Annotated in this window: 13 protein-coding genes and 1 pseudogene; 8 read left to right on the plus strand and 6 right to left on the minus strand. The window is 40.3% G+C overall.

Annotation, left to right across the window (positions count from 1 at the left end):
• The first annotated feature begins 23 nt into the window (after positions 1-23).
• The 4 genes from accD to ACTXGL_RS10985 all read left to right on the plus strand — a co-directional run bounded on the left by accD (position 24) and on the right by ACTXGL_RS10985 (position 4,775).
• Positions 24-968 carry an acetyl-CoA carboxylase, carboxyltransferase subunit beta gene (accD, locus tag ACTXGL_RS10970; protein ID WP_443526906.1) on the plus strand — a complete coding sequence of 315 codons (945 nt, stop codon included), beginning with the start codon at positions 24-26 and terminating at the stop codon, positions 966-968.
• Positions 969-1,149: 181 nt separating this feature from the next.
• Positions 1,150-2,508, plus strand: coding sequence for a bifunctional folylpolyglutamate synthase/dihydrofolate synthase (locus ACTXGL_RS10975; RefSeq protein ID WP_443526838.1), 1,359 nt, complete (start codon positions 1,150-1,152; stop codon positions 2,506-2,508).
• Positions 2,509-2,755: 247 nt separating this feature from the next.
• Positions 2,756-3,937: an SPOR domain-containing protein gene (locus ACTXGL_RS10980; protein ID WP_443526907.1), complete on the plus strand. Its 1,182-nt coding sequence runs from the start codon at positions 2,756-2,758 to the stop codon at positions 3,935-3,937.
• 304 nt (positions 3,938-4,241) lie between these two features.
• Positions 4,242-4,775 carry a DUF2726 domain-containing protein gene (locus ACTXGL_RS10985; RefSeq protein WP_443526839.1) on the plus strand — a complete coding sequence of 178 codons (534 nt, stop codon included), beginning with the start codon at positions 4,242-4,244 and terminating at the stop codon, positions 4,773-4,775.
• A gap of 149 nt (positions 4,776-4,924) precedes the next feature.
• On the opposite strand, the gene ACTXGL_RS10990 is transcribed toward ACTXGL_RS10985, so the two are convergent.
• The 3 genes from ACTXGL_RS10990 to ACTXGL_RS11000 form a co-directional block, all read right to left on the minus strand.
• Positions 4,925-5,890, minus strand: coding sequence for a DUF1853 family protein (locus ACTXGL_RS10990; RefSeq protein ID WP_443526840.1), 966 nt, complete (start codon positions 5,888-5,890; stop codon positions 4,925-4,927).
• A gap of 390 nt (positions 5,891-6,280) precedes the next feature.
• Positions 6,281-7,204 carry a hypothetical protein gene (locus tag ACTXGL_RS10995; protein WP_443526841.1) on the minus strand — a complete coding sequence of 308 codons (924 nt, stop codon included), beginning with the start codon at positions 7,202-7,204 and terminating at the stop codon, positions 6,281-6,283.
• A gap of 568 nt (positions 7,205-7,772) precedes the next feature.
• Complete coding sequence (locus ACTXGL_RS11000; protein ID WP_443526842.1) at positions 7,773-8,510, minus strand: helix-turn-helix domain-containing protein; 738 nt, start codon at positions 8,508-8,510, stop codon at positions 7,773-7,775.
• Positions 8,511-9,068: 558 nt separating this feature from the next.
• Here ACTXGL_RS11000 and ACTXGL_RS11005 point away from each other — a divergent pair.
• From ACTXGL_RS11005 to ACTXGL_RS11020, 4 genes and pseudogenes are all read left to right on the plus strand, one after another.
• Positions 9,069-10,016 carry a retron St85 family RNA-directed DNA polymerase gene (locus tag ACTXGL_RS11005; RefSeq protein WP_443526843.1) on the plus strand — a complete coding sequence of 316 codons (948 nt, stop codon included), beginning with the start codon at positions 9,069-9,071 and terminating at the stop codon, positions 10,014-10,016.
• Complete coding sequence (gene ptuA, locus ACTXGL_RS11010) at positions 10,000-11,634, plus strand: retron Ec78 anti-phage system effector ATPase PtuA (RefSeq protein ID WP_443526844.1); 1,635 nt, start codon at positions 10,000-10,002, stop codon at positions 11,632-11,634. The genes ACTXGL_RS11005 and ptuA overlap by 17 nt, the downstream gene beginning before the upstream one ends.
• Positions 11,635-11,639: 5 nt before the next feature.
• Complete coding sequence (gene ptuB, locus ACTXGL_RS11015) at positions 11,640-12,308, plus strand: retron Ec78 anti-phage system effector HNH endonuclease PtuB (RefSeq protein WP_443526845.1); 669 nt, start codon at positions 11,640-11,642, stop codon at positions 12,306-12,308.
• Between the two features lie 152 nt (positions 12,309-12,460).
• A pseudogene (locus ACTXGL_RS11020) lies at positions 12,461-12,565 on the plus strand (IS1/IS1595 family N-terminal zinc-binding domain-containing protein); the annotation flags it as partial.
• Between the two features lie 114 nt (positions 12,566-12,679).
• Here ACTXGL_RS11020 and ACTXGL_RS11025 read toward each other — a convergent pair.
• The 3 genes from ACTXGL_RS11025 to ACTXGL_RS11035 are packed head-to-tail and all read right to left on the minus strand — an operon-like array spanning position 12,680 to position 16,481.
• The gene (locus ACTXGL_RS11025) at positions 12,680-13,087 is read right to left on the minus strand and encodes a hypothetical protein (RefSeq protein WP_443526846.1); all 408 of its coding nucleotides are present in this window, start codon (positions 13,085-13,087) and stop codon (positions 12,680-12,682) included.
• Positions 13,088-13,091: 4 nt separating this feature from the next.
• Positions 13,092-14,405 carry a GIY-YIG nuclease family protein gene (locus ACTXGL_RS11030; protein WP_443526847.1) on the minus strand — a complete coding sequence of 438 codons (1,314 nt, stop codon included), beginning with the start codon at positions 14,403-14,405 and terminating at the stop codon, positions 13,092-13,094.
• A 9-nt stretch (positions 14,406-14,414) separates the two neighbouring features.
• Positions 14,415-16,481 (minus strand): DEAD/DEAH box helicase, encoded by a 2,067-nt coding sequence (locus tag ACTXGL_RS11035; protein ID WP_443526848.1) that lies wholly within the window; start codon positions 16,479-16,481, stop codon positions 14,415-14,417.
• Between the last annotated feature and the right edge of the window lies 1 nt (position 16,482).

Below are 16,482 nucleotides of genomic sequence, written 5' to 3' on the forward strand. Positions count from 1 at the left end.
AACTTGTCAATAAGCCTTTTATGATGGCAAATAATATGACTGATACAATAACAAAATCTGAAAACAATACTGCTAACGCTGAGCCAAATAACACAGGCAAGCAGTCATGGTTCAATCGTTCTATCCCAGGTATCAAGCAGCAACTGACTGCACCACTGACGGCGGTAGAGACTGAGCCATCAACTAAGTGCAGTAACTGTCACTCGATGATTACTAATACAGCACTAATCTTTAACTGTTATGTGTGCCCGCATTGTGATCATCATCTACCAATGAGTGCTCGTGAGCGCTTAAACTGGTTACTTGATCAAGTAGATGGTGAGACTGGTCAAGAGTTCACGGCAAAAGACCCGTTGAGCTTTGTGGACAGTAAGCCGTATCCTGCACGTATGAGTGAAGCACAAGAAAAAACAGGTGAGTCTGAGGCGCTGGTTGCTATGTATGGCAAACTGCGTAATCTTGATATCGTCGCTTGTGCCTTTGATTTTCGCTTTATGGGTGGCTCGATGGGATCAGTCGTCGGTGATCGGTTTGTCCAAGCTGCCGAAAAGGCGCTAGAGCAAAAGATACCATTAGTATGCTTTGCAGCCTCGGGCGGTGCGCGTATGCAAGAGGGTCTGTTGTCATTGATGCAAATGGCACGCACGGCAGCGGCGATTGAACGCTTAAAAATCGCTGGTATTCCATATATTGTAGTATTGACGAATCCTGTCTATGGCGGTGTCACGGCGTCGCTTGCGATGCTGGGTGATATCCATTTAGCAGAACCAAAAGCCATGATCGGCTTTGCTGGTAAGCGTGTGATTGAGCAGACCGTTCGTGAGACATTAGAAGAGCCATTTCAGCGCGCTGAGTTCTTGTTAGAGCACGGTGTGGTAGATGAAGTGGTGCATCGTCATCAATTAATTGATACGATCTATCGCTTACTCGCAAAACTATGCCGTGTACCCAACGTAGATGCTCAGTAGCATAAATGGCTTGGTAGTCTGAGCCATTTATTGAGTGCATAACCGCACAGCTGCGTGCTACTATCTACAGCATATGCAAGACCCCTAATAGCATTTATCGTCATTGCACGGTAAATGCTATTTTTGGTTTTAGCCAACACATATAGTTTATCTCTTATCAAATTTTATATAGGTTTTATTCATGTCTGATTTTTCAGCGTCTAATCTTAGTAGCCCTAACGACAAAGTTGGCTTGGCTAGCTTGACCGAATGGCTAAACTATATGCAGCAAATACATGTGTCTGCGATAGATATGGGACTGTCACGCGTACTGCCTGTCGCTGAAGCGCTAGGCGTAGTACAGTCAGCCAAAGATGATGCTTATGTATTCACTGTAGCAGGCACCAATGGTAAAGGCTCTACGACCGCTGTCATCGCTGAAATGTGTAAAGCCGCAGGTTATAAGACAGCGCTATACCAGTCACCGCATCTGAGTGTCTTTAACGAGCGCGTGCGTATCAATGGCGAAATGGTCAGCGACGAGACACTGATTCACGCATTTAGTAAGGTAGAGTCAGCTCGATTAGCGTGTGACTTGACCTTGTCGTTCTTTGAAATGACGACGCTTGCAGCACTACTGATATTCGCTGAGGCTGACTGTGATGTTTGGGTGTTAGAGGTGGGGCTCGGCGGCAGGCTTGATGTCGTCAACATCATAGATCCTGATATGACGGTGATTACCAATATTGGTATCGATCATGTCGACTGGCTAGGTGACAATGTCGAGGATATCGGACGCGAAAAAGCAGGCATCTTACGACAAGGCATTTCTCTTATTTATGGGGCTACTGAAATGCCGTCCAGCGTGCAGCATGCTATCGATGAGAAACAGGCAACTTGCTATCAGATTGGACAAGATTTCAGCTACCGCGATATTGACTCAACGACTTGGCAATACAGCAATGCGGCTGTCACCCTGCAATTACCTCGTCCTGCACTATCCCTGACAAATACGGTCAATGCCCTATCGGCAGTGCTCGCAAGCCCGCTAGAGGTTGATATCAGCGCTATTGAGCACGCGCTACATACGGTCAAACTGGCTGGGCGCTTCGACTATCGTGAGAGTCATGGTCGACATTGGTTATTTGATGTGGCGCACAATGAGCAAGGCGTTGAGTTTTTGATCGCGCAGTTGCTACCATTTTGGCAGCAACATGTAGCAAAACACAGCAGCCAAACTGATAAAGGTATGCCAAAGATAAACATGCTGTTCTCTATGTTGGGTGATAAAGACATCGATATGGTGGTGCAGCGTCTGACTCAAGTAGGTCTACCGATTAGTGATTGGTATCTGGCTGAGATTGACTATCCACGTGCTGCGAGCACTGAGCAGCTAGAGGGTGTGTTGGCTAAGTATATTGATAGCGACAACATTCATGAGTGCGATGGTTTGCACGCCGCGACTCATGCAGTGGTAGAGGCCAGCCAACCGCAAGACCTCATTGTAGTATGTGGTTCGTTTCATACCATTGGCGAGGCATTGAGTGCACTTACCGTATGATAATTTAAGTTAAAATAACGCCAGTTTAATGTTAATCTTAGTCGTAGCCTGATAGCAGACAGCACAAAAAATATGCTTTATAATCAAAATGATTTATAAGACTGGTAGGCGATAGTCGACATAAATCTTGAACACTGATGGCATTAACTGGCGGCAAGCGATACATCTTGTATCAATGGTACTATTGCTACAAGACAGTCAAAGTACCGCTCAATCAACCTTATCACCAACTAAGAGACGTAAACGGATGAACTTTTCGAGACAAGCCTTATTGGGCATTGGGATGATTCTAGGCGGTAGCGTGATGCTATATGCTATGGTGCAGCAGATCGGTGAGAGCAATCAGCCAGAGCCTGTAACCGCGCTGATAGAAAAGCCAAGTGTTGAAGAGGAGGCGCCGCAGCCGCTAACGACTGATATAGAGACAGAAAAACGTATCCTTGCGCAAAAGCAAAAAGAACGGGCTGCGCGTGTCGCAGAGCAAGAAAAGCGTGCAAAAGAGTTTTTGACTGAGCAAGAAGTTGCTGAAGCAGAAGCACTAGCCAAAGCCCGTGCCGAGAGTCAGCAGTATGTGCAGAACATTGCTGCGACAAGTGAGCAGACCGATGAATCAGCAGATGCAACCAACACGCAAAGTAATGCGACAAGCAAAGAAGTACAGGATGCTGATAAACTGATCAAAGCTGCGGACGATGCAGTAAAAGAAGCACAGGCGAAAAAGCAGCAAGAGGCTCAAGAGCAAGCCGCAGCCAAAAAACTGGCAGAGAGTAAAAAAGAAGCGGAAGCGAAGAGACAGGCTGAAGCTAAAAAACAAGCTGAGGTGCAAGCAGCCGCTGAAAAAAAGCGGGAAGCAACCGAAACGGCTAAAAACGAACCACCAAAATCGCCCTCTGATTATCAAGTAAAAAAAGGTGATGGACTGATTAAACTGGCAAGGCAGTACAATATGCCTGTCGAAGTATTGGCTCAGGCAAATAATATCTCACCATCGACCTCACTAAAGCTGGGTCAAGAAATTACTATACCATCTCGTAGCCAAGTACAACGTCTAGAGCGCGAAGCGGTAGCAGCTGAGCAAGCGCGTGAGAAGAAGCGCGAACAAGAGGAAGCGCTTGCGAAGAAATCTGCCGATGCCAAACGTGACGCCCAGAAAAAACTTAGCGAAGCGCGTAAAGAAGTGAAAGAGACCGATGCAAAAGGTAGCTTTGGAGTACAAGTGGCATTAGCAGACAACCAAGCCAAAGCAGATCAATTAGCGAAAACATTCCAATCCGCAGGCTATCAAGTAAAGACCAGCCCTACCAGTCGTGGCGTACGTGTTGTCGTCGGTCCTGAGCGCGGCAAAGTTGCTGCATTGGCACTAAAAGACAAGATCAATAGCGATCCGAATGTCAACACGACGAGTGCTTGGGTACTATACTGGCGTTAAGCCATAGACTAAAAGGCGTAGCGATGCAGTTGTGTTTGGATAAATGAAACACGCGTTATGATGCCGAGCTAATATGTGCTGGTCTAATATCTACTGATTTATCAAAACACGACATCTACTGTCGTGTTTTTTGTTTTATTGTTTGCCGATTGAGGTAAGCTTGGGTACGATGAGCACCATTTTATTATTTGTCTTTGTATAACTTGTCAGCCTATATAGGTTGCCGCGTTGTGATTGGGCAGTCATCGATGCCTTTTGATGCGAATGACTGACAGATCATATTCATATTGTATAAGGTAAAACCATGTCGTTTGGCGTTATATTTTTAATTTTGGCCGTTGGGTTTTTAGGGCTGATTACGTTACCGAAACTGTCAGCCAGACGACGCCCAATCGTTGAGCCTGACCCAAAGCCTGTGCGCGGCGACGAGCTGGCCATCTGGCCATTTGCACCGATGCCGATCATGACAGATACCGAGGTCATCTTTTTTAATAAATTAAAAAACGCATTGCCTGAGTATCATATATTTGTGCAGGTTCAGCTGTCACGAATCATTGAGGCCAATAGTAATGAGACATCTGAGCGCAGCTTTTGGTTCAATCGTATCTGTCGTCAGAGTGTTGATTATGTGATTGTAGACATTGATGCTCAGACCACGCTGCTTGCTATTGAGCTGGATGACTGGACTCACAATAGTAAAGCGCGGCAAAAAGCCGATGACAAAAAAGACAAAGCCCTTGCGAGTGCAGGTATCGCTATTGTCCGTTTTCACGCTGAGCGTATGCCGAGTGCCGATATGCTGAGATATGAGCTGATGCAAGTCATCGAGAGTTATTGAGTAGCTCATTAGATAGATCTGACGCTTGAAACAATATTGTTATTTAAGCCATACCGTCCAAACCATGTTCCTCATTACAGTACTATTTGAGCTATTAGCCTTTAATCTATCTACGCTAACTAAGTTGGTTTATCGATTTAATCTGGGTTTTATTCTGATTCTGTATCTGAGTTTAGCCTTCTTGGGTAAATGACGACGGGTCTATCACCCTCAAAGTACAAGCCTGTCCTAGGTAACTCGCTATCTGACCAGCCTAGCTGCTGCTGACGGTCATTGTAAAAGCTGCGCTGAGTAAACCACTCAATATAATGCGCAGCTCGCAATGCAGTGGTGTCAATCGTAGCAAGACCTACCTTGTCCCTCTTGTCACACCATTCATGTATTGGAAAGCTGGGTGTAAGCCACAAAGGCCACTCATAATCGCCAAGGTCAGTCGTGTTAATCGGCAAAAAAAATCGGCCTTTAATGACGCCATAGCGCTTATCGATTTTGACCTTTCCTTGATCTTCGGTATCTACCCACACCGCTCTAAACTGCTTAGTCTGCATGTGCGTCATCTTACGCTGTAGATTGTCATTGGAGTTAATTCCAACCCAATTCTCAGGTTCAAACGGCGCTGAGCCCATAAAAAATTTAATCGCCAGCTCCCAATGTTCGACCAGCTGTTCTGCATGATTGTACAAAATCAAATCAAGTTCACCGACCGTCTGCTTACCATTATACAGCTGCACATTATTCGCCAGTGTCTCATACGGATGCAGGTTACGCGCATAGCCATCCTCTAACCAAAATGACAGTAACCCCTCAAAATGAAAGCCTAGTCGATTGGGGCTAGGGCGCTTGAGTAAATAGCGGGTCAACTCTTGATAAGCGGTAGTGGTGTCTAACTCTATGAGTCTCTGCTCATACGCCTCAAACTGCGCCTGCCAAAAACTGGCGCTATGTACTGAAACAGCATGTGTGTTCTTATGCGGCGCAAAATCTAGCCACTGTGTCAAAACATTGGGGCACGCCAGCACATAAGCCAAATCACGTACATAAGGTCGGCGGTAACGCTCCCAAGGGGCGTTATCCATAAGACGATTAGATGTGGGCTGATTGACAGGGTTGGACATAAGATAAACCAGTGTAAAGGTGTAGCATTTACCCTAACGGCTCGCTCTATAAAAGTCTATAGATGACAAGTATCGGTTAGGGTAGTGCCCAGTTTTTTGGCGTTAAAATATGATATTAATGTAATGGATGTGAATGTTGATATCAGGCGGTGATAGCAAGTAAGGTAGAAGGATGCTAACTATTGCTTTAAGTATTGGTAGTAGCCGTTTTGATATATTGTTAGGCGCGTTGTGCGGTGGTTGGTTTTGCTGGGTCATGCTCATAGCTCCATGTTGTGTATTGAGCCGTAAAGTATTTTACGGCTTTCGACATGGTTGTATGATATGTGGTGGGGTTGTTCGATAGTTCTAGTTAGCAGTTTAAGACTTCTAACTAGAAGCTAATTAAAATTAAATACTATTTTCATGAGCAAGTTTTAACCAGTAAGCAATAACGTCTTTACTCACGCTATTACCTTGTTTTTCAATAGCTCTTTGTATTCTCCCATTACTATCAGTTGCATAAGGTTGTGTTAAGTCTATGCTTAACAGCTCACTAGTAAGTGCTCCTATAATTTTACTAGCATTATTGGCTGTTCTAGGGTGCATTGGCTCATTTTCACTTGATAAAGACTTACCTTCTAAATTTCTTATTTTTTCTAGTAAATCTTTGACTTCATTTTCCTTTTTCTTCAACTTTTCAATAGCACTATCATATATATCAGGGTCAATATTTTGGCTTCTAGAAGCTTTTTTTTGTTCTGCTACTAATCTCTCCTTAAATTCCTTTCTTTCTCTAATATAGCGAAGTGTAGTACTAGGAGAGCTATTTAATGCTTCGTAGCATTCTTCAAAAGCATTGACATCTAACCCTATTTTGAATATACAATCTAATGATAGGATATCTTCAATTTTCCAATATTTGTCATTGAAGATGTTTTCTACGTGATCATCTAAAACTTGTTCTAAAAAAAATTCTGTTGGATATTGATCTTCATTGCCACAGTCATTATATTTTTGCTTATGAAATCCATATTCACTAATTAGCTCGTCTAAGTTTGGGATCTCATGTAAAGAGAAACTCCCATCTTTGTTATAAGGTATTTTAGGATTTGCCACTTTCGAAAAGAAGGAGTCGTAAATATAGTAGTCTAGCTTCAAAAACTCATCATCGCTTATGAGGTAGTTAGCAACCATTTTTTCGCTATCATCTCCATATAAAGCAATAATAATTATGAACTCATAAAATAGAACGTAGCTTTTATGCTCATTATCATCGAAGACTTCTTTTTCACTTTCTTCCATTTTACGCATCACTTCGTAAATAATACCCATAGCACACACCTCTAAAAACCACTAAATCAAAGTATATATAAGACAAGCCAGCCTAAAGCTATATGGGTGACTGGCTTTAGATTTTTCATCATGCCTGGCGAGATTTTTATTATTTGCTCAATCAAAACATCATACAATTACTAACCAAATTTAGCACAAAAAAAGCCAACCATTGAAAACAATGATTGGCTTTTTGCTTTACTGCTATGTTTGGTCGGAACGGCAGGAAGTAAAGTTTTATATTTAAGCTTTGTTAGTAAAGGCTTTATGATTTATTGTAATAAAATATACCGCATTATACAAAAGTCACTTCCGTTTTGAAATTTACTGGAAATACTATTAAAACCTTATTACAAAATAATGTTATTAGGTGGACGACTACCAGAATATTGGATAAATATATTCATGTTGTGGCAAGTATAGATCTAGTTATCTCAACAACCTTGTAAACTTGACTAAGTGGGTTAAGTATATCCGTCTTGATTTTACGTTTACCATGCGCTGTTGATGGATAATTCTCTAGCTTTTTAGCACGATTACAGGCTGATAGGGCAATCAGTTTAGATTGCTATCTACCTATCATTACTGACTTCACAATACCGATTATCTCTATATTCATATTAGTTGCAGAAATTGGTTGAATGCAGTAAGAAGTGTCTATTGGAATGAGTACTGGTTGCACGCCTGGTTCCTTAAGCACTGTTCTTAAGCCTGGATCATTCTCTTCACTCCTTAATCTATAAATAATATCGCTTCCTGATGGAATATCCTCTATCATATTTGTCCCTGAATCGAAGATTATGATTGTGCCTGCTGGATATGTGAGATTTAGTGGTAAAGCTCCTGGATATTCTACTGCCCTATAATTTTGGAAAGATGTTTTGATAATTGGTACAAATTTACTCAAGTCAGAACAATGTGATTTGTATTCAGGGGAAGCATTATAAGTAACTCTGTTTGCCAAGTTTGACCTACCACCAAGTTTAACCCACTTTTCAATATAGAGAAGATCAACTTTTTTTATAAGATTAGCAGCGTCATATTTAGAATTTTGCTCTGCTATAAATTTATTCATTTCTTTATCTATGCCAGTAGCTAACCAGTTGGGGTCAACTTCTAGCTTTTGAGCTAATCGATTAATCGTATCCTCTCTAGGAAATGTACGACCATTCTCATACGTTGAAATTGAACGCTTATCTACATTAATTGCTTGTGCTAATTCTTCTTGAGTAAGCTTTTTCTCACGTCGGAGGTCCAATAAGCGCGAGGCAAAAGCTTGGTGTGGGCCATCAATAATATGTACCATATATAAAATCCTTTAAAGGTTTGAAACAACATAATATGATTAATATTAATCATATTATGTTGTTTTACTGTAAGTATTTTAGAATTAAGTACATATTGTCATTTCTAGTAGAAAAACAATAGATTACTGAAGCTCATCTTTTTAATGCAATATCGTAGCTGCACGTTTAAAAAATCCGTAGTTCGGAAGATGTCACAGTAAAAAGAACGGAAAAATCTGATACTACATGGTAAAGACTAGGCCAGCCTTATCGAAAATAATCTCAATAGCTTTCTTTAATGGAAAATGTATTTGTAAAGCATGATGAAGAGTAACAACATAAAATTGAATAAACTCATGAACTTGATATACAATACTAAGTACCCTTTAGCTTAAGACGAATCCGTCTAGTCGGGTGTTTAGCCAGACTCTAATTTATTGAACGGCTTTATGGTTGCGATAGGTTCGCAACCTGATTTCCTCACGTCGTTCGTCAATCAGGTTGCGACCCTATCGCTTCCTTAAGTAAAGGGCTGAGCCCAAGAGTGCTGCTCTTGGGCTTTTTTTATGGGGCTAAAAATGACTTTAATCAAACAGTTAGCACTAGAGTTGAAAAAGAGTGAATACGAAGTCGCTCGCTTTTTATTGAATGCGCCTAAAAGGTACAAAGTCTACACTATTCCTAAGCGTACTTCTGGACATAGAGTTATTGCTCAGCCTTCTAAGGAGCTGAAAGAATATCAGCGAAAGTATTTGGAACTTCAGAATTTACCTATCCATGACTCAGCGATAGCTTATAGAAAGGGAATGAGTATTAAGCAGAATGCAATTGCTCATAAGGATAATCCATATTTACTTAAGTTAGATCTTGAGAACTTTTTCAATTCTATTTCTAATACATTATTTTGGACGGTTTGGGAGTCGTTAATAGCTTTACCTTCAGACCAAGATAAGAGGACTTTAGAAAAATTACTTTTTTGGTGTCCAAGTAAAAAAACGGGAGGTAAATTAGTTCTCAGTATAGGAGCGCCAAGTTCTCCCCTAGTATCTAACTTTTTCATGTACCAATTTGATTGTGTTCTTAGTAAGCTGTGTATGGAAAAAGGAATTATATATACACGGTATGCTGATGATTTAACCTTTTCAACCAAACACAAGGATGTTCTTTTTGTCCTTCCACAACTTGTAAAAGAAAATCTGACTAATCTATTTGGTAATGCGATAAGAATCAATAGAAAGAAAACTAGGTTTTCATCTAAAGCTCACAACAGACATGTTACAGGTATAACCATCAGTAATGATGGAACGCTCTCTCTCGGGAGAGAACGTAAGAGGTATATAAAGCATTTGGTACATCAAGTTCAAATAAATAAACTTGATATTGAGGAGAGGCAGCATCTTAGAGGTCTTATTTCTTTCGCTAAACATATAGAGCCTACATTTATTGAATCTTTGAGAAAAAAATATTCTGCTGAGTTAATTACTCAAATTGTTGAGGAATCAAATGACTATGTCACGCAAAAATAAGAGCAGGTCTGTCAAACATCTAATTCAAAGCTCAGATAAAGGTAATTTTCAATCTTCATATCAATTGTATCGAAACTACTTTGAAGGGAAAAATGTAGAGCAAAAAGATGAAGACTTATCTTATCAATATTTGGCGAAAGTAGAATCTGCACTTCTTGATAAAAAAATTGTTTTATCGTCAATGCATATGACTGATTTTAGAAGGTTTATAGATTTAGATATTTCTTTTAATGAGAATATTACTGTTTTAATAGGTGCTAATGGTGCTGGAAAAACTAGTATTGCAGAAGGTATTGCAAAGACATTGTCATGGTTGAACAATAACTTAGAAAAAACAGATGTAGTTGGTAGACCAATTACAGAAAGTGATATTTATGTTGGTTCTAAAGAGTTTAGTGAGGTAGCGACAAGATTTAAGTTTGACGAACAAAATACTTTTAATGTAAGTATTGGTAATACTGTTTCTGGATATAGTGGCAGTTCACCTACTGATGTAGTAGATATAAGACAAGTTGCTGAGATGTATAAAAGTGTAGCCTACAATCCCTTGATATATATTCCACTTTTAGCATTTTATTCAGTCGAACGCTCAGACCTTTCGTTATCTTCAACGATTACAGAATCAGCTTCAAGCGATAGCGTAAGCAACAGGTTTTCCGATATTAAGACAGCTTTGGACGGAAGCGGAAAACTCGAAGACTTTTCCAAGCTGTATATCGAGCTAGTTAATCAGGCGAAAGGTGAGAAGACTAAAGAAGTTGAAGAGCTAAGGGTTCAGATAGAAACTCTGCAGGCTACTATTGATGATGTATATGCAGGTCAAATAACTCCAGAAAACGATCCCTTCAATGCTAAGTTGAATTCTAAAAAACAGGAATTAGCAGATTTAATAAAGATTAGTTCTTTTACAAAGTATCAACGACACTTAGAACTTGTTAATCTAGCAATTAAAACGCTTGTTCCAGAGATAAAAAATATTGAAGTAGATCGAAGCTCAGGAAAAGCTAGACTAATGGTTGATAACTTTGGTAATAGAGTAAATATAGCTCAGTTATCACAAGGTCAGAAGATGTTGGTAGCCCTTTCTGGAGACTTGGCAAGACGCTTAGTCAAACTGAACCCTAACTCTGAAAATCCTTTACATAGCCATGGGGTTGTAGTTATTGATGAAATTGAATTGCACCTACACCCTAAGTGGCAACAAGAAGTATTAATCAATCTTCAAAAGACTTTCCCTAAGCTACAGTTTATAGTGACTACCCATAGCCCTCAAGTGCTGTCTACTGTTGATAAAGATTGTATTCGTATACTTAGATTTGATGGTGATGGGAACGCTTCTATAGATATACCAGAATTTCAAACTAAAGGTGTTTGCAGTGCTGATGTCCTAGAGCAGATAATGAAAACCTCTGCTATTCCACCAGTATGCGAAGCAAATTGGCTTTCCGACTATTCAGTCTTAGTTAAGGAAAATCTTTGGAAGTCTGAAAAAGGAATAGGGCTATATAATAAAATAGTCCAACACTTCGGCAAAGACCATCCAGAGATTGTAAAGGTTGAAAGCGATATTAGAACTCAAGAGTTCAAATTAAGGGTCAAAGAGTTAAAAGGAGATTGACTTTAATGAAGAAGCTGATTCGTGGCGATGCCCCCCATTGCTTAGCCGAATTTAAACATGGTAAAGATAATTGGTCTGTCATTAGAGATAACGGCTTAGGTAAAGATATTTGGGAAAAGCTCGATATCATGCAGAACGGGTTTTGTGCATATTGTGAGTGTAGCCTTTATAAAAATAACTCCAAAGGTCATATTGAACATTTTATTCAAAGAGATAAAAACCCGCGTCTGACCTTTGACTGGAGCAACCTATTTGGTTCATGTAATAATCCAGATCGTTGTGGAAAATATAAAGACGGCAATCCAGTAGCTAAGGCAATACACTTAAATAAAGTATGCAAGCCTGATAAAATAGATTCTAGAAAGTTAATGCTTTTTCTTAACTCTGGCAAAGTCAGACCTAGAAAAAAATTGACTTCTCTAGAGACAGAAATTGCTGATAATACTATTGCCGTTTTTAACCTTAATGGGGATAGTAAATTAGAAAACTCTCGAAAATTTGCCATCAATGCAGAAAAGAGTTTAGCAGATGAGTATTGGGAGGAGTTAGCTAAGGATGATGGTAGTTTAGCCGAGCTCTTACAAGAAGTATTAACTGAAGCACTGCTTAGAATTAAGGAATTAGAGTACTCAACAGCATTAGAGCATTTATGGACAGATAACGAACAGTTCTGAATAGGTAATCAGGCTGTCAGACGAGAAATAAATTTAATAGTTTTTATTAAAAATAGGTGGTGTATCAGAAATTATGCTGAGGAAACAATGGAAGGGTGATAGCCGAAACAAGATGATATATTTGAGGTTATGAAGACACAAATAGGTATCATCTGCCCGACTGTCACATTACCAGCTTAAAGAAAAATGACATAAGAAGCTTTGGTAAGCAGAACTACCAATGTAAGGACTGTAAGCGACAAATCATTGACGATCATCTTTGAAGCTACTAGGGTTGTCATTCTCAAATAGAAGGCTCAATTCGATACCTGTACGGCATACCGTTCATGTGCTTCTATATTCTTCAGGTAAATGAGATAGGTAAGTGTCTTCTAATACGAATATTGTAAATCAGAACTCTCAAGCTTATACTGAACATCATCAGCTATACTTTCAACTTCTTGAATCTCGCGCTGTAAGTCATCGACATCACTTGATAATTTATAAGCTAAATCATCCACTTCTGATTTTGATTCAACAAACATTAATTCTATTTTGTAGGAGTCAAGTGAATTAGAGGTAGATCTAACATCAGCTAATTCGCTTTGTAAACTTTCAATTTCGGATTTACTACTTTCTATAACTTCTTTATATTCTTCAATAGTTGCTTCAAGCTGCATTATTTCGTATTCATAATCACGGCTTTGAGAGTTTTGACCGTCAATATAAGTCCATCCTAAAGTGACAATAACTAGTCCGACAACGCTAATAAATATATTTCTCTGCTTTGTGTTTTTCATTTACTCACACTCTATTTTTCTTTCTTACCAAGGTTGTAGTGGTGTTATCTATTCTATAGTTGACGATGCTACCATCAATAATACGTTTAACTACTTCTCTTACAGTATCTAACGGCACGGAAAACCACTCCTGCGGATGATAAGATCTTCCATTTTTCCCAGTCAAAGTGACATTTAATCGCTGTGCATGAAAGAAGCCATGGATTAACGTTTCAAACTTATTAGGGTTAAGGTTATAGCAATCCATTGCTGCCAATATTCTTACAGGTGCTTCTAGAAAAGCAGTATCTCGCATAGCGTTTTTTGTGCGTTGCTCAACCGTATGTTCTGTATATCCAATCTTCACTAGATTCGGTATAGATTTAAGAATAGGGTTTTCGCTTTTAGTCGTCACTATATATATTTGACCAGCTCGTTTGTCTTGGTCACTCACGGTATTCGAGTCATCTATCTGGGAGTTTGTTTGGTGGGCAATTTTGCGGCCAGTCTCGTCTAACCAAAGTCGCTTGCCTAACGATCTAAGTAGTAAGTTTGACTCAGTACCATTTTCAAATATGACTCGCATTCTTGGATCATAGCGGCCTTCGCTATTCTCTCTATATTCACCTATCTCTGCAATTAAACAGATGACCCCTTCAACGATGAACACATCACCTTCATTCATTTGCGCTTCGTTTTTATAACGGACGCTTTGCATCTCACCTGACTTTAGATTGGAGTGTATGTTGGTAAATATAGGCTCGAACTTATAGAAATCTTTACAAGCTTTTCGTCGTGCAACTTCTTCTGGTTTTTCCCTACTATCGATAGATGGGACATGAGTCATCTCAAATAAACTTTGATCGCCAAAATCCATCTGAGAAAACATATCACTATTAAAGATGTCTTCTAAAGAAGCAGCTTTTTCAACTGCTACATCTTCAATGCCGGCACTACGACTTTCTTTAATCTCATCGACAGTATTCTTCTCAGCACCTGTTAACTCAATATCAGTATTTTGTAGTGGGTTGGCTTGTGTAACGGTAGAAGTGAGTAAGTTATGTCGATCATAAGCTCGAATAGCTTCATGCGCTTGTGTATTGTCAATATAGCTTTGCATTCTACGCGCCAGCAACTTTTCGGGTAACTCACCAGTAAATTCGGGTTGTCTTCCTTCTTGATCAATAAACGTATTAATCTCTTCAAATTTTGAAACCTCTGGCGGTGATGAGCTGCCAAGTCGCTTTGCTTCAACATTGAGCAATCCAAACTCATCTGGGCCATTAAGTATGTCGTCTAAAGAAAGTCTTTTGCGCTTTGCATGTCTGATAGATAACATAATGTATCCTTATGCCTTCTGAGCTTGTGCTTTGTGTTCTTGCGCTTTGCGTTTGAGGTAGGCCACACCTTCAGCCAACCGCTTTTCATAACCATCACTAGACATTACAGAAGGCTCACGACCTTTCTCTCTCATGAATACTTGGATGCGGGGCCAAAGCGCGACGGCTTCTTCTTCTGACATGCTAGCGCGCATACCGATGACAGTATCTTGAATGGTTTTAAGCGTAGAGGGTGTTACGGCCTTAGATAGAATCTCATAAGCACCTTGGAATGGATTAATTTGACGAATCAAATCAATATTCAGATATTCTATATTTATAAATTTTTTGCCTAGTTGAACGAACTTACGATTTGCTTCAGGCTCGCCGTTACTGACGCTAGGTTTATTACCACCTCCAGTAGCAGTCGATTCAGGGGATGGCTGCTCTTCTTGCTGTATATTATCTGGCACCATGATCTCAGCGTCTTCTGGTAGATCTGACTCATCTACTAAGCCGCCGGATGACTGTATAGACATAGAGGTATGTACCGCATCAGAGACAGTTCTAACCTCATCCTCATCCATATCTGGGTATAGTCTTTCTATTATTTTTGGTATCTCAACTTCTATCATGAGCTCTAAATCAGGCTCGCCAGTCACTGCTGGTGCGATGATTTCAGGTCTTTGAAGAATGGCGGCTTTGATATTATCTAAGTTTGATAGTGCTTTAAGTACCTGATCTGAAACAGGGGCAGTACTATCTTCGATGATAACAGTCCCAGGCGGTACTTGCTCATCATAGAGCATGCGCGAGCGTGGTTTAAAATTAATAGCAGGAGCCAGTACTTGCTCCATCAGCAACGATACTGTGATCGCTTTAAGCATATTGTTGACCGAGACTTTAACGTCGTCATCTTCAGCATCAGGTTGGGCGATTAGGTTAGTAAACTGGGCGTGCGGCTTGCCAGCACAATCACGGGTCGCGCGGCCAATAATCTGCACAATTTCAGTAAGGGAAGAACGATAACCGATAGTTAGAACATGCTCACACCATGGCCAGTCAAAACCTTCCTTTGCCATGCCCAAGGCAATGACAATATCAACATCATCCGCTTTACTAACGTTGCGCAGATAGTTCTGCACTTCGATTCGCAGTGGATTGTCATCTACTAAGTCAGCTACTTTAAGCAGTCGCCCACTCTTGTCTTCAACAGTAATAATGCCTGTTTGCATATCACGCTCTACAACGTCACCAATAACGTCAAGAATATGATCAACTTCTGAGTACTTATCCTTGGTAGATTCTATAGAGTTCACGTTAGGAATATGAATGATTGTTTTTTTGCTGGTGTCGAGTACTTCAGGTAAAGCGCTAAGATAACGGCCTGTATAAAAATGATAGCCGATACCCAGCGATTTTAGATATTGGTAGCCATTTAGCTGCTCATAGTATGAATATGTTATCTGAGTGAACTTCTCTTCGTCTTCAGGTAGCAAGATAGGCACGGCATCGCCGCGAAAGTATGAGCCGGTCATTGCAATAATATGAGCGTTAGATCCTCTCATCACACCGTCTATCAATTCACCCAATCGGTTCTCACCGTCTGCCGAAGTATGGTGAAATTCATCAATGGCCACTACTGTATCGTTAAACGCTGCTGGCTCTAATTTTTGATAAGCAAAGCGTAAAGTCGCATGCGTACAAATAATAGTATCGGCGTTTGGATCGGACATAAAGCGAATAAAGGCTTCTACCTTTTTACCTTCGCCACCAGGTATGCAAAGGTTATAACTTGCCGGCACATACCAGTCAGTAAAGAAGCCGTTAGCTGTCAGCGCTGTATCTTTGAATGAAGAGCCGATGGACATCTCAGGTACTGCCACAATAACTTTTTTTAGGCCCTGTTTGTGTAGCTTGTTTAATCCTAAGAACATCAACGCCCGTGATTTACCAGATGCCGGTGGTGCTTTTAATAACAAGTACTGAGCATCACGCGCTTCATACGCGCGCGCCTGCATTTCACGCATGCCCATTTCATTAAGGTTAGAGCTCTTACCGGTCTGCTTATATTTAACGGTTAATAAGTCTGCCATT

Origin of the sequence: Psychrobacter sp. T6-6 (genome assembly GCF_052258185.1) — a bacterium.
In the GTDB taxonomy this organism is placed as follows: Bacteria; Pseudomonadota; Gammaproteobacteria; order Pseudomonadales; family Moraxellaceae; genus Psychrobacter.